This window comes from Streptomyces sp. AC558_RSS880, assembly GCF_019049255.1.
Classification (GTDB): Bacteria; Actinomycetota; Actinomycetes; order Streptomycetales; family Streptomycetaceae; genus Streptomyces.
The window spans coordinates 1-20,334 of the sequence record NZ_JAGMUJ010000008.1; the positions used below are offsets into that span (position 1 = coordinate 1).

At 69.6% G+C, this 20,334-nt stretch carries 23 protein-coding genes and 3 pseudogenes; 17 read left to right on the top strand and 9 right to left on the bottom strand.

Features of this window, described 5'->3' with window-relative positions:
• Positions 1-113 precede the first annotated feature (113 nt).
• Positions 114-1,220: a hypothetical protein gene (locus tag KUM38_RS04155; RefSeq protein WP_217127903.1), complete on the bottom strand. Its 1,107-nt coding sequence runs from the start codon at positions 1,218-1,220 to the stop codon at positions 114-116.
• Positions 1,221-1,480: 260 nt separating this feature from the next.
• Between KUM38_RS04155 and KUM38_RS04160 the strand changes: the two genes are divergently transcribed.
• The gene (locus KUM38_RS04160) at positions 1,481-1,633 is read left to right on the top strand and encodes a hypothetical protein (RefSeq protein ID WP_217127904.1); all 153 of its coding nucleotides are present in this window, start codon (positions 1,481-1,483) and stop codon (positions 1,631-1,633) included.
• A gap of 282 nt (positions 1,634-1,915) precedes the next feature.
• Here the strand turns inward: KUM38_RS04160 and KUM38_RS04165 are convergent, their stop codons facing one another.
• Positions 1,916-2,728 carry a hypothetical protein gene (locus KUM38_RS04165; protein ID WP_217127905.1) on the bottom strand — a complete coding sequence of 271 codons (813 nt, stop codon included), beginning with the start codon at positions 2,726-2,728 and terminating at the stop codon, positions 1,916-1,918.
• Between the two features lie 315 nt (positions 2,729-3,043).
• On the opposite strand from KUM38_RS04165, the gene KUM38_RS04170 reads away from it, so the two are divergent.
• From KUM38_RS04170 to KUM38_RS42820, 7 genes and pseudogenes are all read left to right on the top strand, one after another.
• A complete protein-coding gene (locus tag KUM38_RS04170; RefSeq protein ID WP_217127906.1) occupies positions 3,044-3,283 on the top strand; it encodes a WhiB family transcriptional regulator in 240 nt (79 codons plus the stop codon).
• A gap of 104 nt (positions 3,284-3,387) precedes the next feature.
• Positions 3,388-3,852: pseudogene (locus KUM38_RS04175) on the top strand (transposase); the annotation flags it as partial.
• 68 nt (positions 3,853-3,920) lie between these two features.
• A complete protein-coding gene (locus tag KUM38_RS04180) occupies positions 3,921-4,379 on the top strand; it encodes an SMI1/KNR4 family protein (protein WP_217127923.1) in 459 nt (152 codons plus the stop codon).
• 287 nt (positions 4,380-4,666) lie between these two features.
• Positions 4,667-6,043: a hypothetical protein gene (locus tag KUM38_RS04185; protein ID WP_217127907.1), complete on the top strand. Its 1,377-nt coding sequence runs from the start codon at positions 4,667-4,669 to the stop codon at positions 6,041-6,043.
• Between the two features lie 426 nt (positions 6,044-6,469).
• Positions 6,470-6,793, top strand: coding sequence for a hypothetical protein (locus KUM38_RS41540; RefSeq protein WP_254396673.1), 324 nt, complete (start codon positions 6,470-6,472; stop codon positions 6,791-6,793).
• Between the two features lie 12 nt (positions 6,794-6,805).
• Positions 6,806-7,000 (top strand): annotated as a pseudogene (locus KUM38_RS42815) (S1 RNA-binding domain-containing protein); the annotation flags it as partial.
• A gap of 9 nt (positions 7,001-7,009) precedes the next feature.
• Positions 7,010-7,288 (top strand): S1 RNA-binding domain-containing protein, encoded by a 279-nt coding sequence (locus KUM38_RS42820; RefSeq protein WP_302181164.1) that lies wholly within the window; start codon positions 7,010-7,012, stop codon positions 7,286-7,288.
• Positions 7,289-7,820: 532 nt separating this feature from the next.
• On the opposite strand, the gene KUM38_RS04195 is transcribed toward KUM38_RS42820, so the two are convergent.
• Positions 7,821-8,300, bottom strand: a complete 480-nt coding sequence (locus KUM38_RS04195) for a hypothetical protein (RefSeq protein WP_217127908.1) — start codon at positions 8,298-8,300, stop codon at positions 7,821-7,823.
• A 687-nt stretch (positions 8,301-8,987) separates the two neighbouring features.
• Here KUM38_RS04195 and KUM38_RS04200 point away from each other — a divergent pair.
• The 3 genes from KUM38_RS04200 (at position 8,988) to KUM38_RS04210 (ending at position 10,261) form a co-directional block, all read left to right on the top strand.
• On the top strand, positions 8,988-9,269 hold the full coding sequence (locus tag KUM38_RS04200; RefSeq protein WP_217127909.1) for a hypothetical protein: 282 nt from the start codon (positions 8,988-8,990) through the stop codon (positions 9,267-9,269).
• Between the two features lie 448 nt (positions 9,270-9,717).
• Positions 9,718-9,867, top strand: a complete 150-nt coding sequence (locus KUM38_RS04205) for a hypothetical protein (RefSeq protein WP_217127910.1) — start codon at positions 9,718-9,720, stop codon at positions 9,865-9,867.
• A gap of 76 nt (positions 9,868-9,943) precedes the next feature.
• Positions 9,944-10,261, top strand: a complete 318-nt coding sequence (locus KUM38_RS04210; protein ID WP_217127911.1) for an Imm51 family immunity protein — start codon at positions 9,944-9,946, stop codon at positions 10,259-10,261.
• Positions 10,262-10,289: 28 nt separating this feature from the next.
• Here KUM38_RS04210 and KUM38_RS04215 read toward each other — a convergent pair.
• A pseudogene (locus tag KUM38_RS04215) lies at positions 10,290-11,048 on the bottom strand (IS630 family transposase); the annotation flags it as partial.
• Positions 11,049-11,361: 313 nt separating this feature from the next.
• Between KUM38_RS04215 and KUM38_RS04220 the strand changes: the two are divergent.
• The 5 genes from KUM38_RS04220 to KUM38_RS04240 all read left to right on the top strand — a co-directional run bounded on the left by KUM38_RS04220 (position 11,362) and on the right by KUM38_RS04240 (position 15,288).
• Positions 11,362-11,664, top strand: a complete 303-nt coding sequence (locus KUM38_RS04220) for a hypothetical protein (protein WP_217127913.1) — start codon at positions 11,362-11,364, stop codon at positions 11,662-11,664.
• A gap of 452 nt (positions 11,665-12,116) precedes the next feature.
• Positions 12,117-12,596, top strand: coding sequence for a hypothetical protein (locus tag KUM38_RS04225; protein ID WP_217127914.1), 480 nt, complete (start codon positions 12,117-12,119; stop codon positions 12,594-12,596).
• A 74-nt stretch (positions 12,597-12,670) separates the two neighbouring features.
• Positions 12,671-13,021 (top strand): hypothetical protein, encoded by a 351-nt coding sequence (locus KUM38_RS04230; protein ID WP_217127915.1) that lies wholly within the window; start codon positions 12,671-12,673, stop codon positions 13,019-13,021.
• A gap of 233 nt (positions 13,022-13,254) precedes the next feature.
• Entirely contained in the window at positions 13,255-13,398 is a 144-nt protein-coding gene (locus tag KUM38_RS04235) for a hypothetical protein (RefSeq protein WP_217127916.1), read from the top strand.
• A 546-nt stretch (positions 13,399-13,944) separates the two neighbouring features.
• Positions 13,945-15,288 (top strand): MFS transporter, encoded by a 1,344-nt coding sequence (locus tag KUM38_RS04240; protein ID WP_217127917.1) that lies wholly within the window; start codon positions 13,945-13,947, stop codon positions 15,286-15,288.
• Positions 15,289-15,606: 318 nt separating this feature from the next.
• Here KUM38_RS04240 and KUM38_RS04245 read toward each other — a convergent pair whose 3' ends face one another.
• The 4 genes from KUM38_RS04245 to KUM38_RS04260 all read right to left on the bottom strand — a co-directional run bounded on the left by KUM38_RS04245 (position 15,607) and on the right by KUM38_RS04260 (position 18,708).
• Positions 15,607-16,299: a S1 family peptidase gene (locus KUM38_RS04245; RefSeq protein ID WP_217127918.1), complete on the bottom strand. Its 693-nt coding sequence runs from the start codon at positions 16,297-16,299 to the stop codon at positions 15,607-15,609.
• A gap of 251 nt (positions 16,300-16,550) precedes the next feature.
• Entirely contained in the window at positions 16,551-17,111 is a 561-nt protein-coding gene (locus KUM38_RS04250) for a transposase (RefSeq protein ID WP_217127919.1), read from the bottom strand.
• On the bottom strand, positions 17,108-17,359 hold the full coding sequence (locus KUM38_RS43225; protein ID WP_217127920.1) for a winged helix-turn-helix domain-containing protein: 252 nt from the start codon (positions 17,357-17,359) through the stop codon (positions 17,108-17,110). The genes KUM38_RS04250 and KUM38_RS43225 overlap by 4 nt, the downstream gene beginning before the upstream one ends.
• 314 nt (positions 17,360-17,673) lie before the next feature.
• Positions 17,674-18,708, bottom strand: coding sequence for a helix-turn-helix transcriptional regulator (locus KUM38_RS04260; RefSeq protein WP_217127921.1), 1,035 nt, complete (start codon positions 18,706-18,708; stop codon positions 17,674-17,676).
• Between the two features lie 96 nt (positions 18,709-18,804).
• Here KUM38_RS04260 and KUM38_RS04265 point away from each other — a divergent pair, with 96 nt between their 5' ends.
• Positions 18,805-19,209 (top strand): hypothetical protein, encoded by a 405-nt coding sequence (locus KUM38_RS04265; protein WP_185036333.1) that lies wholly within the window; start codon positions 18,805-18,807, stop codon positions 19,207-19,209.
• Here the strand turns inward: KUM38_RS04265 and KUM38_RS04270 are convergent.
• A complete protein-coding gene (locus tag KUM38_RS04270) occupies positions 19,206-20,297 on the bottom strand; it encodes an IS630 family transposase (protein ID WP_217127922.1) in 1,092 nt (363 codons plus the stop codon). The genes KUM38_RS04265 and KUM38_RS04270 overlap by 4 nt on opposite strands.
• Positions 20,298-20,334 lie beyond the last annotated feature (37 nt).

Genomic DNA, 20,334 nt, shown 5'->3' on the forward strand with positions numbered 1-20,334 from the left:
GCACGGCCCGCTGGGTATCGGTCACCGACAACGGCGGAATCTTCGGACCCGGACGACTCATACCGAACCAACGACGAATCTCCGACTCAGGTCACTAGAGGCTAAATCCCAAGCTAGAAGAGGTCGGCCGAGGTGCTCTGCGTGAGGTTCTCGACGATGGTGCGCAGCCACGGGCTGCGCACGGCTGGCAGCCGGACCAAGGTGTGCAGGAACGTTCCCCGGTCGGCCTGGAACAGGTGGTTGGGGAGCAGCGGGAGCGGGTCGTCGCGGAGGACGTCTTGGGGCATGCGGCCTGACGCGGGAGCCGGCAGGTAGGGCTGGGGGGAGACCAGCCACAGCCACACCCCCAGCGGCAGGGGGACCAGGTATGCCGACGCGGTCGGGTTGGCGGGGGTCCAGGTCTGGCCTGTCTGGGGATGGACCGGTACGAGGAGAATGTTGACGCCCGCGTCCGGGGATGACTGTCCCGGGCCGGCCAGGACGGCGCGCCGCTTCGGAGTGCCTGCGGGCAGCAGGGTGTCGAGTGCGCGTTGGAAGACGTCTGCGGTCGGACCGTCCGGGACCTTCACCGGCTGTCCTTGGGAGGCGACCAGCAGGTGGGCGAGCGCATGGCCGGCTGCCGCCTCCCACTGCGGGCTCCACGACCAGTAGTGGTTCGACCCCAGCCGTCCTGCCCACGTGGCAATCGGCTCGAACGGGGGTGTTCCCTCCCCCTTGTCCGCCAGCTTCGCCCAGGAGAGGGGAGCGGTGTGGATACCGTCGACGGGGACGGGGTGCACGGCGTCCGGGCTGAGCCGCACTGCCTGCCAGAGTGAGCAGTCGTCGATCCTGGTCGCCACAGGGAGGGCGCACGTCTCGCAGGCCATGTTGGGTCCGTCGGCTCCGTCGAGGCCGCAGCAGGCACCGCCGCGTTTCTCAGGGATCAGCCGGGTTCCACGGATATCACCGGGCGCGATGACACTCACTCCGGGCGTGCTGTCGGACAGGGCGTACACCGGCGCGTAGATGCCGCGTGCCTCCGCCTCGCCCGGGTCGATCTCGTCCCACATCCGCCACGGCCCTCCCCAGGGGTCCGGGTCGACGGCGAACGTCCCGGACTCCATGAGCACCGGAAGCTGGGCCCCGTTCCCGTACTTCTGACGGGCGTGGACCGGCAGTGAGACCTGGGACAGCGGGGTGGTCAACTCGGCACCGCATCCCGCACACACGAAAATGAACAAACGTCCTCCACCTGGGAAACAGACGCATCGTCGCAGCTCGCCGGCAGCCAGCCAACATGTTTTCTCATCCGTTGCGGGAACGGCACCCGTCACCGCCGTGGAATATCAACGCCGCGCGGGCAAGTGCCAACCGCCGCCTCCGGTTGTGACTGCGGCATGCGACGCACTCAGCGTTCGAATTCGTGCCGCTGCTCACCGCCGCGAGCCTGACCCTGACCACCCTGGCCCCGCCCGGCTGCTCCACCAAGACGGCGGGCTGAATGTCCAGCGCCATCCGCCTGGGCCTGGCCACCGGCACCGCCCTGGCCGCAGGACTCGGCGGGCCCCTCACCCTGCCGATGCTGGCCGCCGCCCTGTGCACCCTCCTCCTGACCCCTCGCCTTGCCCCCGCACCCACGCCGGCCACCGCCTGACAGCCGACCGCACCGCAGCGGCCGCGACCGAGGAGGAAAGCACGACGAGTCCAAGAACCCACCAGAGCGAGGAGGCGGCCTGCCGCGGCACCGGTCCAAATGAGCTGTTTCATGGCGGTACGCCGCCGGATGCCTGTGCGTGGCCACCACGTGGACGGCCATGTACAGGCACCCGGCGGCGTCCCTTCAACATCTCACCAGCTGAGCGCTGTTGCCCGGCCACACGCGGCACACTGCAACCGGCGCCCGGCCCGGCCGGCATCACTGTGCCGGGCGAGAGGGTCAGGCCTGCGCCGGCACCTTCTCGGTGTTCTCGGCCTCCTCGGCACCGGCCGTGGAGGCGGCCGGCGCCGCCTTCACGGCCACGCCGTCCGCGGTGGGCGCGGACTCCACCACGGTGTACAGCACGGTGTTCTTCTGCTTGCTCCGCTCGATACGGTTCTTGGCGACCAGCCGCTCCAGGGTGTTGCGCACGGTGTTGATGTCACGGGCCCGCTCGGGGTATTCCCGCTCCAGGTCGCCTGCGACCTCGCTCGCGGTGCGCGGCTGCCCGGCGTACTTGCCCAGGACGGCCAGCAGCAGCTCACCCAGAGTCGGCTCCCCGTCCCTGACCACGGTCTCCTTCGCCGCCGGCACCTTCTTCGCCGTCGTCTTATTGGCCGTGGGGGCCTGCTGCGCCGTGGTCGGCTTCCTGGCTGCGGACTTTTTGACAGCCGTCTTCTTACCCGCGGTCTTCTTGGCCGTGGTCTTCTTCGCGGATGCCTCAGCCTGCTTGTCCTGCCGCTGCGGCACGGCCGCGGATGCTTCAACGGCCGACTCGGCCGCTTCAGTCGCTTCGGCCGGCCCGGCGGGCCCAGACGTGCTGTCGTGCGGCTGCGCCGACTCGTCCTGGGGCACCCGGGCGCCGGCCTTGCTCTCGTCCGGGACAGACAGCGTCTGCAACGCCTTCACCAGCCAGGCTTCGTCGATCACGAGCTGCTCAAGACGCGCCCGCAGACGGGTCTGTTCCTCCCGGTTGGCCTCGAGGTGGTTGGCGAACTGCTCCGCATACTGACTCTGCAGACTCTCAGTGGTGGGCTGCTGCTCGGTGGCCACGCGCCGAACTCCTTCACACAGGGGATATCGCTGCCGGATGCTACTCACCCCAACGGGACCCCGCCGCTGTCCTGGGCAAACACCACCCTTGTGACATTGCCGCGGCACCGGTACACGAAAGTGCGCCGAACGCCGAAATCCCGCTCCGCGCGACCCGAGAAGTCATCCGCGGCCCCCTGCGCCCCGCCCGGCAAAACACCCACCATCGAGTCCGGCCGACCGCCGACCCCACAGGCACCGTAAACCACATCGCAGTGGCCGCGACCTGCGCAATAACCTCGGTGCCACCGCCGAGCCATGACGGAAAGACAGGATATGACGAGCGCGAACACCCACTGGCACGAGGACGCGGCCTGCCGCAGCGCCGACCCGGAGGAGCTGTTCGCGGACAGCGCCCGGCAAAACCGGGCCAAACGCATCTGCGCGGGCTGCGCGGCGCGTACCGAGTGCCTGGCGGAGGCACTCGACAACCGCATCGAATGGGGCGTGTGGGGCGGCATGACCGAACACGAACGCCGAGTACTGCTGCGCCGCAGACCGGACGTCGTCTCATAGCGGCAGCTCCTGCAGAGCGCTCGCCATGAACAGGAACAGCCGCGAGCCAGCTGACCGGCAGCCGGACCGTGCCCGCACGCCGCCCTTAAGAGCTCGGCTTCGGCTCCGGCATGACGTGCTGGCGCAGGTTGCGGGACTGGAACAGGGGGAGCCAGACTGGCCCGTCGCCGGTTGACCGTGGGCGGGTTGGCTCGAAACACCACCTCATCACCGACGGACACAGCACTCCGCTCGCGGTCCTGTTGACCGGCGGAAATCGCGACGACGTCACCCAGCTGCTGCCCTTGCTCGACGCGGTCCCGCCTGTCCGTGGCCGCGTCGGACGGCCGCGCCGCAAGCCCGACTCGCTGTTCGCGGACCGCGGCTATGACCATGACGTCTACCGTGATCAGGTCCGGGCTCGTGGCATCGTCCCGGCGATCGCCCGACGAGGAACCACAGAGCTTTCCTCAAACTCGCCTGCTGCCTCATCACCCACCGGCAGCTCAGGACGTTGTGCTGACCTTCGACGCAGGGCTGCTGGGCGTCCCGTGGATGTCCGCGGCCCGTGCCATGATCCGGCCTCGTGAGTGATCGTTCGCTTTCTCCGGCCTGGCTGGCCTCATGGACCGGCAGGGTCTCGGAGAACCTGAAGGCAATGACAGACGAGTTCGAGCGCCGGCACGGCTTTCCCCCGGGAGTCAATGAGGTCCGGCTGGCCGACCACGCCGATCAGGCCGCTGCTCGCACGCTCGCCCAGGTCAGCCTCGTCCCTGCCGACCTGGTCACCTTCTACGACAGCATCGGCGAAGTCACCTGGGCGGACGTCGGCAATGGCTACTTCGTTGACCCGGCAGCCGATGTCCTTCTGAGGTTCAAGCAGCACGGCACTGTCGATGTCGGCGCGGACCAGAAGGACGGGGGGCTGGTCATCGGCTCGAACGGTGGCGGTCTGTCCTATGTCGTCGGTCCTGGCGGAGTGATCTACCGGACGCGAACGGCGTCGCTGGACGAACCCAAGCTCGACCAAGTAGCTGATGACCTGCGGAAGTTTCTCGAGCTGCTGGAGCGATCCCTGACACGGGTCGTCGCCAACGACGAGCCGGGATGCCTGTAGCTGGTGCCTCAGCAGTTCATTGTGTTAGCCGCTGTCAAAAGAGCGCGCGGCACGCCGGACCGACTGGTGCCCGGCGGGCCCTCGCGCGGGGGGGGGCGTGGCCGCGCCGGGCGTCTCCCGCCAGGCGGGACGCCCCGCACGATGCCCACCCGGCTGCTCCCGCCCGGCGGGAACGCTACGGAAACCGGATCTTCGGACCGGGGTCGAGCGGGCAGGCTGCGGCCAGCCGCCACTCCCGCTTTCCGGGTAGCGCGGTATTCCGCCGCCGAGCAGAAGGCCTCCTGCCGATGAGTGAACAGCCCGCCTTTGCCGACGACTTTTCCGCCTGGCTGACCGAGCGGGGAGTGGACGCCTACGCCCTGGTGTGGGTGGCGCGGGCAGGGGAGTCGGCCGGCTGGCCCGACAGCGAGGTTCCCCGGGTGGGGGAGAGCGGGATCGCCCGCCTGGGCGCCGACCTCACGCGCCTCACGCTGGAAGAGGTCACCCACGGCCCACAGGAGACACTGCGCCGCTGGCTCCAACGGGACGACGGAGCGCGCACCCTGACCATCGTCAGCGCTGACTCCGGCGGCCTGTGCGAGCACACCCCCGGCGAGCTGGCCGCCCGGCTGAGAGACGACCCGGCAGGCGACCAGACCCAGCTCACCGGCATGCTGGCCGACTGGCTCCACCGCACCGAACTGGTCGAGGACTGGCAGAGCGCGGCGTCCCTGGTCGTCGACGTCCCCGTGCTGAAGGAGACAGCCGACTGGCTGCTCGACCAGATCGCCCTGCGCGACGCGTCCGCCCAGCAGCTGCGGGCCGTCCTTGAGCCGGACCTCACCGACTACCTGCACGACCGGCAAGCCGCCCCCTCCCTGCCGGACGCCCCCGCCCCTGTGCTGGACGCACCGCGCACCGCGCATCTGGCCCAAGCCCGCGAGACCGTCCGCACCTACACCGCCGCCGTGCACGCGGGGCACTTCCAGCAAGCGCAGTACTTCCTCGACACCTTCCCCGCCCCCGCCCGCCCTCTGACCATCAGCGGCCCGGCCGCCACCTGGCGCCAGCACTCGGCCACCGCACGGCAAGCCGTCACAGACCTGGCCGCGCAGCGCGCCGCGACCACGGCCGAGGACAACATCGCCTACGTCACCGACCCCGAACTGCTGCACGCCCAAACCTCCTACCTGGCCGCACGCGAGGGCCAACTGCACCTCCTGCACGACGCACTGGGCCGCCTGGCCTTCCCCGCGCCCACCCCCGTGGTCGACCTGCCCGAGGACCTTGTCCCGGCCGTCGCCGCGCAGACCCAGCGCCGCCTCATCGAGGCCTTCGGCACCCCCAAACGGGCCTATGAGGTCCTCGACGGCCGGATCGCCTACCTCCAACAGCAGCCCACCCCCGCCCACCGGGCCGAGGAAACCCCCACCGAACTCGCCCTGCTGCACAGCGCCCGGACGGCCCTGCAGACACAGCTGACCGGCATCGCCTCCACCTCGTTCGACGGAAACGAAATCGCCCGCCGGGTGAACGAGGTCATGGCCAACTCCCGGAAGGACCCACAGTGGCGGCCCTTCTCCGCGGAGGACAACGAGCGCCGCGCACAGCGGTTCCAAAGTCTCCGGGCCAGCGCTTTTGAGGAGGAAACGATCACCCCGCCCGGATCCGGCATACGGCCCTGATGCGACAGCCCGGGCGAGCGGTCACCGCCGTGGGGCGGCCGGACACCGGCATCCGGCATATGAGGGCGCGCAACGAAACAAAAGCGGGGAACCGCCCCGTAAGGCGGCTCCCCGCTGGTCCTGCTCCCGGTGTCTGGAAGCGACCGAAGAAGCAAGACGTCCTGATGAAATCACGCAACGCCCCCGCCCCGGTAATCGTCTGCCCGCCCCGGGGACGCTCAGGCAGCCACCGGCTTCATCTCCGCCCACGCATGGCCGCCTGGCCAACCCTCACGTGTGACTGGGCGCCGTAATTGCCCTTCGAGCAGGCTAGTTGTCGGCGTACAGGTGGACGTGGGCCGTCAAGCACTGAGCCGTGACACGCTAGTTGGAACCTGGTCATGAGAGTTGGAACCAGTGCGGCCGACGCCGACTAGGCTCACCGCCATGTCCGAGCCAACCCCTGCCCCTCGCATGCAGTCCTTGATCAACCAGCTCCAGCCGGGGGCTGTGAGAACGGTGAAGGTCATCGGGTTTGACGGAGCGGACGTCCTGGTGGAGCTTGTGGATGCCGACGGAGGGACCGAGATCGGTCGGATTCCTCGACAGGAGGCGTCGATGCGTCGGATGGAACATCCATCCGAGCTGTTTGAGGTCGGCCAGGAGATCAATGCCGAAGAGATCGGGCGTTGGCGCGAAGGGCAGCTGCACCTCTCTGCCAGGGCGTGCGAGATTCCGGCCTTGCGGTCCTTTCTCCTCTCGTTTGAATGAGGGCAGGTCGTCGCTGGGACGGTCTCCGAGGTTCACAACTTCGGGGTCTTCGTTCACGTCGATGGCGAACCGGACGGCCTCTGCACCGGCTTCATCCGGGTGCCGGACCTGACGTGGGGCTGGATCAACCACCCCTCCGAGGCAGTCGAAGTCGGCCAGCGGATCACCGCTGAGGTGATCATTGCCGAGACGCGCTCCGGGCAGGTCACGCTCTCGTTGAAGGCTCTGCAGGAAGATCCACTCATTCGGTTTGCGGATCAGGTCGGTCGGGTTCTCACCGGGTCGATCACTAAGATTGTTCCTTTTGGCGTGTTCATGCAGCTTGCTCCCGGCGTTGTGGGGTTCCTTCACCTCTCGGAGCTGGCTGACGAGCCGGTCGAGACCCCGGATCAGCTTGTCGATGAAGGCGAGCTGCTCACGGTGAAGGTCGCCGAGGTCGACCTCCAGCGTCACCGGGTGCGGCTGGGCGTCGCTGGCGGAGTGGACAGAACCTAGCGAATGGGCATGCTGGTGCCCGATTTGATCTTCTCGATGAGGGCGTCGCCGTGCTGGCGGAGGAGTCCGCGTAGGGCCGCGTAGTGGTTCAGAGCGGGGGGGCGGGAGAGTTGGAACCAGGTGTTCGCCCGGCGCTGTTTCCAGGCTTGGCGAGTGTCCGGGGGCTGTGCGGCTTCGATGTGCCGTGGCGCGTAGAGCGGCTCGCCGCAAGCACGGATGAAAGTGCACCGTCGTTGATGCGGTGACGTCGGTGCCGAGCGCGTCTTCCACCGTCCTGCGTGTGGTCGACAATGAGCGCATGGACGTCCCCGGGCTGGCGGTAGACGGCTCTGCAAGCCGGCGGGCGCAGCGGTTCGTCGAAGTGGAGGGCATCCGCGTCCACCGGCAGGACATCCGACGACACCGAGACGCGTGGATCGGACACGGGATCCCCGCTGCGGAGATCGACCGGGCCGCCGCCTTCCAGGACCGCTGGGGCGGCCTCGCCCTGCCGCCGCGCGGTTCTACGAGGGCGGTTTGCTCATGGCGGCCTTCAGGGCCGGTAGCACCTCCCGGTGACCCAGAGCTGGATCATGCCCTCGTTCGGGCGCTCCTTCGCCGCGAGCTCCGTGGGCAGCGGCACGGGCCGGAACATGATGGTCCACGGCCCCGACGTGGCCTCGATGGAGTCCTGGTCATCGATCACCCACCCGGTGCGGCGCAACTGCTCGGTGATCTTCAAAATCTCGGCGCGGCCGGGCACCGCGCGGGTCAGCACCATACCGGCCGCCCGGCAGGTGGGAAGCTGCTGCGTCGCGTGCTCCTCGTCCATCAGGACGCGCGCGCGACCCTCTCCCACGTCCTGCGACGCCAGGTGCAGCTCGCTCAGGACCTGATCCAAAGTCTGTGCGGCCGCCGCCGGCGACCGCTCGGCAGCAGCGGACGGAGAGGACGCAGGTTCTGCCGTCCGGTCTGTCTCACCGGCGCCCGCGCAGCCCGCCAATAACAGTGCCGCCGCGACCGTGACCGCCACCGTGTGTCTCAATGCCCCGCCCCTTGGGTGTCCGCCCGGTGCTGATCACCGGGACGGAACGCCACAGTGTGCCACGACGCCGCCCCGGTCAGGCGGCCTTTTTCGCGCAGGCGGCCAGGTCCGCGGCCAGTTCGGGGCGCGCTGCAGCTGGTGCAGCACGCGGGTGTCGGCCGCCGACGGGGACGGCTGGAAGCCGATGGCCAGGCCCACATCGCACGGGACCACAGCAGGGTGAACGCTCACGGCAACGGCTCCCACAGGCGGATCGGATAGCAGGCACCACCGATCTACGCGCACCGCCCCGCCCGGGAACGCCCCGGCGGCCGGACGCCCCGCGCGGCGGGAGGAACGGCCGCACACGTACGCACCGGCTGCCGCCCGGCGGACCCCGGGGGCGCCGTCTGCCGTGGCGGCCCGGCACCGGTCCTCTCCTGCCCGGTCCGCCCCCGGGGACGGGCGAGGCGATCGCCGACCCGGCAGACGGGACCGACCGCCGCAATCGGCCTGCCACCCCCGCCCGGGAGCGAAGGATCGCCCGTATCCGGGCTCGGCCGAGCCGTTCACCCCCCTTCCTGCCTGACGGCAGTTGGGGAATCCCGTCAGATCGAATGGAGAGCAATGCGCACGCGAGCAGGTGCCGTGTCCCTGGCAGTGGCAACGTCGCTTCTGGTGACAGGGGCGGTTGCCATGGCGCCGGCTGCGGCCGCCGTCGGAGGCCATTCCCAGTGCACCCGTGACGCCAACGCCAAGGGAAAGGTCACCGTCCGCAACGCCAACCTCCGCAAGGGACCGGGCACCTCCTACGGGTCCTACGGGCAGCTGACCCGGGTCGCCAAGGTCTACGTTGACTGCTACCGGCAGCCGGACATCACCAAACAGCCCTGGCTCTACCTCAAGGTCAACTCCGGCGCCCACACCGGTCAGCGCGGCTGGGTCCGCGACGACCTCATCCACTGGCCGCTGCTGTGAGATCCCAGACCACCGGAACCCACAGCTGAGCAATGCCGTAGTCGGCTCCGTCCGGCGGAACGACTTCACGCAAGACCGGGTCAGCAGCTGGAACGGTCCGTCCGTGGCCGACCGCCGGCAGGGACGCGGCATTGAAGCGAAGGCGCCGGTGCTGGTGGGCTGTGTGCCTCAGCGGCCCGTCCCTGCCGCCGGCCCCGCCCGCACGGCGTGCGTCCCCTGATGCGCCCGCCGCGCGGGCGGAGCACTTTCCGCCCCGCACATCCCCCTCGCAGAGGCAGGCAGGCGATGACCCACCCCCAGGTCAGCGACACCCCCTGCACCCCCGACGCGCCCACGCCCCCGCTGCCCGCCCCTGCCGCCCCGCCGTCCTTCCGCGCGGTGCTGCGCCACCGGCACCGTGCGCGGCTGCTGGCCGCCTCGGTGACCGGCCGCCTCCCGCTGGGGATGGTTGATCCTCACCGCCCAGACCCACGGGCATCCGCTGGCCACCGTGGGCCTGCTGGCCGCCCTGTACGGCATCGCCCCCGCCGGTCTGCCGCTGCTGGGACGGCTGGCCGACCGGCACGGCCTGACCCTGCCCTGCCACCTGGTGCTGTGACCGGGAAGGTTCACAGGGTTCGAGAGCTGTGAGGGACCGGACGAACGGTTCGCGTGCGGGGTGAGACGATCGCGCCGTGCCCATCTACCTCCATGACTTCGATGGCGAGCACTCGCTGACATTGGATGCCGGCGGCCTGGCTGTCGATGCCGCAGTAGTTGCCGCCGGGCACGAGCCGAACGGGTACTTCTGGGAGGGTCTCGTGCGGTTTGCCTGGCCGGATATTGCAGAGCACGTCGATTTCGACAGCGAGGCTGGCATGTTCTGCGCGGTCGGCAGTTCGAGCGACCTCGCGCGACTCAAGACGGCCGTCGAATCCGTCATCACGAGCCCCGAGGCAGTCCGCGACATCATTGCCCGTGCGGAGGCTTCGGGCTTCGAGTTCGACGACTAATGCTGTGACCTCGCCGGGTTGAGCGGGGTCAGGCTGCGGCCGGCAGTGGCCTGCCGCCCCAGCGGAGACCTCGTTCGCTGCGGACGCGTGCGCGTTCGCGGCGTTGGGCGGCCAGGACGTCGGGGTGGCGGGCGTTCTGGTTGCGCCAGCGCAGGTAGGCGTGCAGGGCCCGGGTCTGGACGATGTGGTTCGGATGGTGGGAGTTGGCGAGGGTGGACTGCCGCAGGGGCCCGAAGTGGGCCTCGATGGGGTTGGCCCAGGACGCGTAGGTGGGTGTGAAGCACAGCTCGACCTTGTTCCTGGCCGCCCACCTGCGGATCTTCCAGTTCAAGTGGGCGGAGAGGTTGTCCAGGATCACGTAGATCGGGCCGCCGTCCGGGCGGGCTGCTCGGATCGACCGCAGGGCGGCCCAGGTGTGGTCGATGCCCTTGCGGCGCCGGTTGCCACCCCACAGCTTGTCGTCGCCGACGGAGTAGCAGCCGTGGAAGTAGGTGATGCCGTGGGTGCGGCGGTAGGTGGCAGGCAGCCTGTCGGGGCGGCTCTGTTCGGCCCAGCAGGAGCCGGCGGTGGGGCGGATGCCCAGTGGCCCGAACTCGTCGAAGGCGAACGTGCGGTCTGGACGCTCGTTGACCACGTACTCGATTCGCTCCAGCTTGGCGTCGAAGGCCGGGTCCGGGGACTCCTTCCAGGTCTTCGTCCGCTGGAAGGTGATCCCGCGGCGGGCCAGTAAGCACCGCAGGGCCTCGCGGCCGATCCGGACGGGCCTGGCTATGTCCCGGCGCAGGTGGGTGAAGTCCTGTGGCTTTTCGGCCAAGCTGCACTCCTGCGGGTGACCTGGAACTCGTCATGCCATGGGGCTCCCGGGTGGTGCAGATGGGGAAAAGGGTTTCTGGGTGGCGGGTCCCGATGGCGGCCGTCCCGGCGTGACTGGCTGAGAGTTCACCGCAACGGCCGGGGTTCTGTGGCAGGAAGTGCATGGTGCCGCGGAAGGGTTTGAGCCGCTTCGCAACGGATCGCACCGGAACGGGACCTTGCTGGCCATGCTTCTTCGTGGGCGCCGACACGGCACGGGCGCCGACGAACAGAAGGGCAGTCACATCATGAGCATGATGCAGTCCGGCAAGATCGCCCTGAGCTCCAATCAGCCCACGGAGAAGAGGGGCGGCCAGACCAGCACCTTCACCCGCGTCGCCTTCCCGACGCCGTTCCCGTCCGGCTCCGAGGTGATCGTGCATGCCACCGTCCAGACCTTCAACGGCCCCCAGACGCCCGGTGTACGGCTCCACGACGTGAACGAGACCGGGTTCCTGATCAGGATGAACGAGGTCTACAGCTCGGAGACCGGCACGGCCGACGGCATGCACGCGGAGGAGATCATCGGCTGGACCGCCTACACGGTCTGACCTTCCGGCCGGCCGCCGCGCCGCGCACCGCGCCCGGCCTCCCCGCCGCGCGCGGTGCAAGCGCGGCTGTCGGTTCCCTGAATGCCTCTGAGGGTTTCAGGCAAGCCAACCCCAGCCACCAACCCGGTGAACCTTTCCGGTCACAGCACTGGGCGCCGCCCTGTCCGCCACCGCGCTGGGCACCCTGGTCCTGGCGGGCACCTCCCCTCTGCCCCTGGCCGCCGTGTGCGTCGCCCTGGCCGGAGCCGGATGCCCGCCGCTGGAAGGCGGCCTCCGATCCCTGTGTCCCCCCTGCTGCCCGACGCCGCCCACGTGCGCACCGCCTACTGGCGAGGTGCCGGGTGGGCAGACAAGGCGCCGGACAATGCCGCCGTCGATGTGCCAGGACCGCGACAGCATCTGGTCGGCCTTGCAGGGCGTGGGGAGCCATTGCCCGTGAGAAGGTCATGCGTGTGATCAATCAGGATGGCCGCCCCGGCCGCGAACTTGTGCTGGCCGACGGACTGAGCCCTGCGGACGTCGTGCTTGTTCACCGCGAGGCACTGCGCGTGCTGCGCTCCAGCATCGACACAGCCCACGTCGACGCCTACAGCGACGATGCCTGGCCGCCTGAGGCACTGAACGCGTACGAACGCGCGCTGACCTTGGCCCGCCGGGAGACGGCGGCCGGTATTCGCTCCCGGCGTGCCGACCCTGGGACGGGGATCGAGATCGACGTCCGTGACGACGCGCAGTTCGAGCTGCTGTTGGATTTGGCTCCGTACACGATCGACGCCGAGGGCTGGCAAGGAGAACGGCTCGTCTTCAGCGCCAGTGACTCGGGAACCGCTCTGTGGATCGCCGTCACGGACGAACAGGCAGTACAACTCCTGGCCCGACTGGACGCATCGGGGATCTTGCCAACCGCGCTTTCCGCCCCGCCCTCACGCTAGCCCTCTCCTGGCAGCCGGCCCGTATCGCAGAGCCCGCAGGATCCGGCCGGACGCTCGACTGCGACACTCCACCCGTGAGTTATGACCTTGCGGTGTGGGACGGTGAGCGCCCGCCCGACGACCACCGGGCGGGCTCGGTCTACGACGAGCTGTACGCGCGCTACCTGGAATCGGATGACGCCGTCGTGCCTCCGACGCCGCGCATCACGGCCTACGTTGACGCGCTCCTTGAGCGCTACCCGGACCACGCCGACGGCCCCACCGTCTGGGCCTCACCACCGGTCATCGACGAAGCCTCGGGACCGATCGTGTACCTGCTGATGCGCTACAGCACGGCCGAGGACGTGTCCGAGTACGCCGCCTCGCTGGCCCGTGAACACGGACTGGTCTGCTTCGATCCCCAGGCAGAAGGCCTGCGCCTCTGAAGCCGCCGAGCTCTTCAGCCGGAGGCCAGAGAAGACGGGGCAGAGACGGTTCGTGACGCGGACCGGCCCCACCCGCTGCGGCCGGATTCCTCCCGCCGAGCGCACCGCCCGACCGGCTCGTCTCCCACCCCCAGGGAAAAGCGCACTATGCCCCTGTTCGTCCCTGGCGGCGGGGAGGGTCTTCCTGGTGAGATCACCCCAGATCACCCACCAGCGCTTCCCAAGGAGCCCTCATGCAGCAGCGCCCGCGCCCGTCGGCCTTCCGCCCCTGCGGCCTCACCCGCCCGCGCCCCGACGAGGACCTCGCCACGCGCCCGTTCACCCGCCCCGACCACGGCCTCACCGCGCGCCCGTTCACCACGACCGCCCGCCCGTAGCAGCCGGCCGGCCCACACCCTCCGCGCCCGCCCGGGCCTCCTCTCGTCCCGGGCGGGCGCTGCCACGCCCAGGCCCGCGCCCGGGCCGCACTGCCTCCTGTACGCCCGGCACACCAGGGGAGAGGACACAGCCGGGCGCCACCACGGCATCGAACTAAGAGGTCGCGCGGATAGGCGGGAGTTCTGTCCGACGGCGCTGGCTCGGCCGGGCGTGACGGGGCCGCGGGAGCTGGGTGTGGTGCGGGGGTGGCTGGTAGGTCCGCGGCGGAGTGACGAAGGATCACTTGCTGTCGGCTCCGGTAGCATCGGCGGCATGTCTGGTGCTTCGTGCGAGGCTTGTGCCGCGGTGACGAGGACGCTCCGCTAGCGGCGGGGCGTTCGTCTCACTTCTGTTGAACGTTCTGCTGCTTCGTGGTTGAACCGGAGCGGCACGTTCGTGCTGCTCGGAACTTCTTCTGGGCAACGGAGCACTCGGTGTTTTCAGGCATTCTCTCCTCGCGCGGGGGCGGATCGTCCCCGGTGCGTGCGTGGCTGGTGCTGTGCTGCATGGCCATGCTGCAGTTCTTCATTGCGGTGGACGTGACCGTGGTCAATGTCGCCCTGCCCTCGATCGGCGCCGACTTCGGGGTCGGCGGTCACGCCCTGGTCTGGGTCGTGGTCGGGTACACGATCACCGGCGGTGGGCTGCTGATGCTCGGCGGCCGGCTGGGTGACGTGCTCGGCAGGCGCCGCATCCTCCTGCTCGGCACCACGCTCTTCGGTGCCGCGTCCTTGCTGGCCGGGCTCGCGCCCTCCTTCGCCGTGCTGGTGACAGCCCGGCTGCTGCAGGGTGCCGGGGAAGCGATCGCGCTTCCGGCGGCGATGGCGGTGATCGTGCTCTTGTTCCCCGAGGGGCCGCGCAGGTCGCGGGCGCTGGGCGTGTGGGCGACCGTCGCGAGCTGTGGCCTCGTCCTCGGGTTCGTGGTCTCCGGGATCATCACCGAGCTGCTCGGCTGGCGGTGGATCTTCCTGGTGTCCGTGCCGTTCATCCTGGTGGTGCTCGCTGCTGCGGCCATTCTCGTGCCGAGCGAACGGCCCGCCGGGCCCGCACCTTTGGACCTTCCCGGTTCGCTCCTGCTGGTCGCGGCTCCGCTGCTGTTCACCCTCGGGGTCGTCGAGGCGGGAGAGGCGGACGGCACGTTGCCCTGGCTGCCGCCGGCGGCGCTGGTCGGCGCGGTGGCAGCCGGAGTCCTGTTCGTCGGGGTCGAGCGCCGTTCACGGAACCCGCTTGTGCCGCTGCGGTTCTTCCGCAACCGGTCGCGCGTCCTGGCCAACCTCGCAACCGCTCTGGTGAGCGCGGCGCTGTCCACCTCGTTCCTGCTGTTCACCTACTACCTGCAGGACCGGTTGGGCGCCGGCCCGCTTCAGGCCGGTCTGACGATGCTGCCTCTGGCGGTGTCCCTGATCGTGGCCTCGGTGCTGGTTCCCCGGCTGCTCGGACGGTGGGGTGCCCGGGCCTGTGTCCTGGCCGGCATCGGCTTCACCGTGCTGGCGATGGCCGCCATCGCCCTGGTCTCCTCCCTCGGGGCCACCGGCCCGGCGATGATTCCGGCCATGACGCTCATCGCGGCCGGGATGGGGTTCGGGATCGTCGGACTGCAGTACGTCGCGGTGACCGGCGTGACCGAGGACGACGCCGGCATCGCCTCCGGCGTCCAGCGAGCCGCCGACCAACTGGGCGGTTCCACCGGGATCACGCTCTACGTCGGCATCGGGTTCGCTCCCACCCTGGACGGCACCGACCCGTTCCTCGCCAGTAGCTTCCTGGCCGTCGCCGGGCTCGCCGCGGCCGGGTGCATCGCCTGGCGGATCTCCCTGCCCGCCGCGGTGACGGAGGAAACGCTCGGGTGATCTTGGGCAGGGCTGCGCCCGCCCGGCGGTCCGGCCGGGCGCAGCCCTGGAAACAACAGGTCCACGATCACCACCGGTCAAGCAGAAGGTCACGTGCCAGTCCTGCCTTCATCCAGCTCAGCCTTCCCTCGAAAGATTCCGCACCCATCAGGCATAGCCGCGGAATAGACGCAGCGGGGATGGTTGGTCAGCAGCTGAGTGGCCTTCTCCACGATCGGCTTCGGCTGCGCTGCGTGGATGAACAGCGGAAGCACCGCGTAGCGGTGGTAGCGGGTTGCCCGGCCCTGCCGCCGTCAGCGGTGGGCCGGGCGCCGTTGATCAGTACACGGTCAGACCGAACGCGCCGAGGACTTCCGTGACGGGCTGGTAGTAGGAGACTCCCCCGGAGGTGCAGTTGCCGGTGGAGGCGACCAGGAAGCCGACGGCCCGGGTGCCGGAGTAGGCCGGGGCGCCGTCGTCGCCGGGCTCCGCGCAGGTGGTGGACCGGATCAGGCCGTGGACGGTGCCCTCGGCGAAGTTGACCGTGACGTTGAGCGCGGTCACAGTCCCGCAGCGGACCCCACTGGCCCGGCCGACATGGCACACCGACTGGCCGACTGCCGGGGTCGCCGCCCCGGTGATGTCCTGGAGGACGCCCCCGCCCAGGGAGAGGTCGCCGGGCAGGGCCAGCGTGTTCGAGGTGTAGCGGACGACGCCGTAGTCGTCGATCGGGTAGGAGGCGCCGGCGGTGACCCCGACCGGCACGGTGCGCGCCGCGTCGGCGTACCAGGTGGTCCTGTAGGTGCCGGAGCAGTGGCCTATCATCACCCCGTAATAGGTGGGCGGGGTGGTCGCGCTCCTCGCGTTGAAGCCGATGACGCACTGGGCGCCGGTGGCGGCGTGGAGCACGGTGCCGCCCCGGATCGTCACCACCTGCAGCGCGGCGGCTGGCGGTGCGGTGCCCAGAAACAGGGTGCTCACCACCATCAGGGCGGTGGTGAGCATGGCCAGGCAGGTGAACGGACGTCTCACGGCCCCTCCCGGGGTCCTCGGTGGCGCGTACCGGCAGTGCCTTCATCGTGGCAACGCGGCGGGCCCGGAGACAGGCGTGCTCCGGCCGCGTTCGCCGGGGAACAGCCGGGCGCCCCGAGCACGGTCCACCCTCGTCCGGGCGCTTCGGAACGGTCGGGCCGGTGAAGGCCGATGCGGTCGGTGGCCGGTCGCGGTGAGACCGTCCCGCACCGCGAGGCCGTATTCCGGCACGACCCCTACTGAGTTTTTCGTTAGTTCTTTGGTGTTTCGGGATGGATTGTCAGTCCGGTGCGGGTGAGGAGGGACCACGGGAGCTGTTCGTTGGAGCAGACCCGGTGGATGCCGCATTCGGCCGCGTCGGCGACGCCGGCGAGGTTCGCCAGCTCGTGGGTCCAGATGGCTGACCACAGCCCTTCCACCGGGTTGAGTTCGGGTGCATAGGCCGGCAGCCGTTCCAGCGTCAGCCAGTCCTGCCCGGCCGTCCATGCCTGCATGCTTCGGCTCCAGTGGGCCGCCAGTCCGTCCCGTACCAGCACAACCGGCTCACCGGCGTAGATGGTCTTGACCTGCTCCAGCACCTCGGTCAGGGAAATGGTGTCGTAGCTGCCCGGCTTGAGGTGGAAGCACAGCCGCGGGCCGCGTCCGCCGTCGGCGGCGTGGTAGCCCAGCGCGGCGGCCATCCCGGCTCGTTTCCAGTTCAGCCGGTGCCGCAGCGTGGGAGTATGCCCACGGGGTGCATAGGTGCGGCGCACCTGAGGCAGCAGCGACACACCTGATTCGTCGTAGAACACGAGCCAGACACGTTTCTTCACCGCCCTTTTCTGATGCGGGGCCACTCCTGGGCGACCCATCGGGCGATCTCCGACTCGTCCCGCTCGACGGCCTGACGCCGGGGCCGCTGCAGACTCCACCCCGGCCGCCCGGTCAGCAGACGCCACACCGAGGCCCGGGCCAGCGTTACCCCGGTCACCCGCTCAACCACCACGCCGACCCGTTCCAGGGTCCACAGATCCGCCTCGAACCCGTGCGCCTGGGCGCCCGGCTCCAGGGCAAGCCGCACCGCTTCAACCTGGGCGTCGTCCAGCTTGGCCGGCCGGTGGCGGGCCGGCGCCGCAGTACCTGAACCCGGCCCTGCTCCCACAGGCGCACACTCTCGGGATGCATTCCCACGGCCTGGGCCACCTCGGGTGAAGGACGTCTCTGCTCGAACAACTCGGCCGCGCGCATGCGACGGGCTTCGGCCAACTGCGACCGCGTCAGCGGCAGAACGAGACCTCGGGAACAACGACCCGCGACTTGCTCACACCGCCGAAGCCCCTGCCCCTGCCCCTGCCCCCACAGAACTAACGAAAAACTCAGTAATCACTCGTCCGGTCACAGGCCCAGGACCGTCGCCACCAGTTCGCTGCGGCTGCGGACACCGGTCTTCGCGAACACACTCTTCAGATGGTCCTGCACGGTCGCCGCGGTGATGTGCAGTTCCACGGCGATGGTCCGCGACGGCAGACCCGCGACGACTCGCGCCAGCACGTCCCGCTCGCGCGGTGTAAGCCCGTACGCGAGCAGCAGTATCTCGGCCACGTCGGCGGCCGGCGCCGGATGTACCGTCACGGCGATGGCCGCCGGGTGCGGGCCACCACTCAGCGGCGAGGCCTGGACGGAGAGCCACCGGCCCGAGCGGCCGCGGATGCGTCCGTACGCCGGCAGCTCAGCGCCTCTTCCCCGTGCAGCCACCTCCAGGATCGCGGACGGCAGTTCCGCCTGCGACGGGCCCAGCTCGTCCCGCCAGAGTTTCGCGGCCAGGTTCTCCGAAAACAGCCGCAAGTCCTGGTCGAGCAGGAGCACTCCGGCCTCGGACGGGCCCGCAGCGGTGTCGTCGGGTGCCCGGTGGGCGGCCCGGCGCAGGGCCGCACCGACCGGGGCGGACAGCCGCCGCAGGACGCCGACGTCGGCCGGGGTGAAGTCGGGCCGCCGGCCGCCGCGGAAGAGGGCGACGACGCCCCAGCAGCGGCCGTCCACCACGAAGCCCGCCCGCAGCTCGTGCCGTGCGTCGATCATCGGCAGCACGGTCCGGTAGCGGTGGCTGGATTCCGGATCACCACCAGTGGCCGCACCGAGCGTGCCCGCGGACACCTCGGAGCGGGCCAGCGCCGCGAACTTCAGGACATCGTCCACCAGGTACTCGTTGTGCGCGGCGGCCGCGGCCGCCTCCGGTACGAGCCCGGCGCCGACTTGGTCGGCGGTCAGCAGCGTCATCGGGTCGATCGTGCTGAAGCAGTAGGAGTCGGCCGGGATGAGGCGTGTCAGCCGGTCGGCGATCCGGCGGCGCAGTATTCGGGAGTCGAGGTCGAGACGGCAGATCGCCTCGATGTCGCGCACGGTCTCGCGCCGGACCATCGGGGAACTCACCCTTGCCACGGTATCCCAGAAATGTGGGAGGGCCGCCCGACCTCCAGGCGCCTACCGTGGCTCCGAGAAACCCCAGGTCACCGGAGGTACACCGACATGTCCCCGTCCATGCTCAACGTCGGACTGGATCCAGCGCTGGTGGACGACGCGCCCTCGTCACGGGCGGCGTTCCCTGAAATCGACGCCGAGGCGGTCCGGGCCGGAATGGCCGCGGGCCGGGCTCGGCTCGAGGAGCTCGGCCTCAGTGTCGATGTCTGCCTGCTCGACTACGGCCGCACGGCCGAGGCGGTCTTTCGCGCCGCGTTGACCGCCAAGGACTACGACATCGTGCTGATCGGCGCCGGCGTCCGGCTGGACCCGGAGCTGACCCCGCTGTTGGAGGTGCTGGTCAACACCACCCACGAGCTGGCACCCGACGCGAAGCTCTGCTTCAACGTCAGCCCGACGACGGCTGTCGAAGCCGTCCAGCGGTGGTGGCCCGAACACAAGCCGCTGGTCTAGTGACCTGAGTCAGAGATTCGTCGGCAGTAGGCGGCAACTTTGTCGAGGATCTCGTCGGCGGTCTTCGTCCAGACGAACGGTCTGGGGTGCTTGTTCCAGTCTGCGAGCCAGGACCGGATGTCGCGTTCGAGGGCTTGGACGGAGTGGTGGACACCGCGCTTGAGCTTCTTCTGCGTCAGCTCGGCGAACCACCGCTCGACCAGGTTCAACCAGGACGCGCTGGTCGGCGTGAAGTGCAGGCGGAAGCGCGGATGTGCCAGCAGCCACTTCTTGATGTCGGGCGTCTTGTGGGTGACGTAGTTGTCGAGGATGAGATGCACCTCGAGCTCCGCGGGGACTTCCTTGTCCAGCTTGGTCAGGAACTTCTTGAATTCCACGGCCCGGTGGCGTCGGTGCAGGGAGCCGATGACCTTGCCGGTGGCGACCTCGAGTGCGGCGAAGAGGGTGGTGGTGCCGGCTCGGACGTAGTCGTGGCTGCGGCGTTCGGGGACCCCGGGCATCATCGGCAGGACGGGCTGGGACCGGTCCAGGGCCTGGATCTGCGACTTCTCGTCCACGCAGAGGACCAGGGCCTTCTCCGGCGGGTCGAGATACAGGCCGACGACGTCACGGACCTTGTCGATGAACAGCGGGTCGGTGGACAGCTTGAACGTCTGCGAGCGGTGCGGCGCGAGTGCGAAAGCCCGCCAGATCCGCGAGACCGTCGACTGCGACATCCCCGTGGCCGCGGCCATCGACCTCGTCGACCAATGGGTGGCGTTCTTCGGTGTCTCCTCAAGCGTCTTGACGATGACCCGCTCGACGTCCGCGTCGGTGATCTTCCGCGGGACACCCGGACGCGGGTCGTCGCACAAGCCGTCCAGCCCCCGCTCGAGGAAGCGGCGCCGCCAGGTGCGGACTGTGTCCGGACTGACTCGCAGCCGACGGGACACCTCCATGATCGAGTGCCCCTCGGCGCACTCCAGCACGATCCGCGACCGCTGGGCCAGTGCCTGGGCCGTCGTACGACGACGCAGCCAGCCTTCCAGCACGGCCCGCTGGGTATCGGTCACCGACAACGGCGGAATCTTCGGACCCGGACGACTCATACCGAACCAACGACGAATCTCCGACTCAGGTCACTAG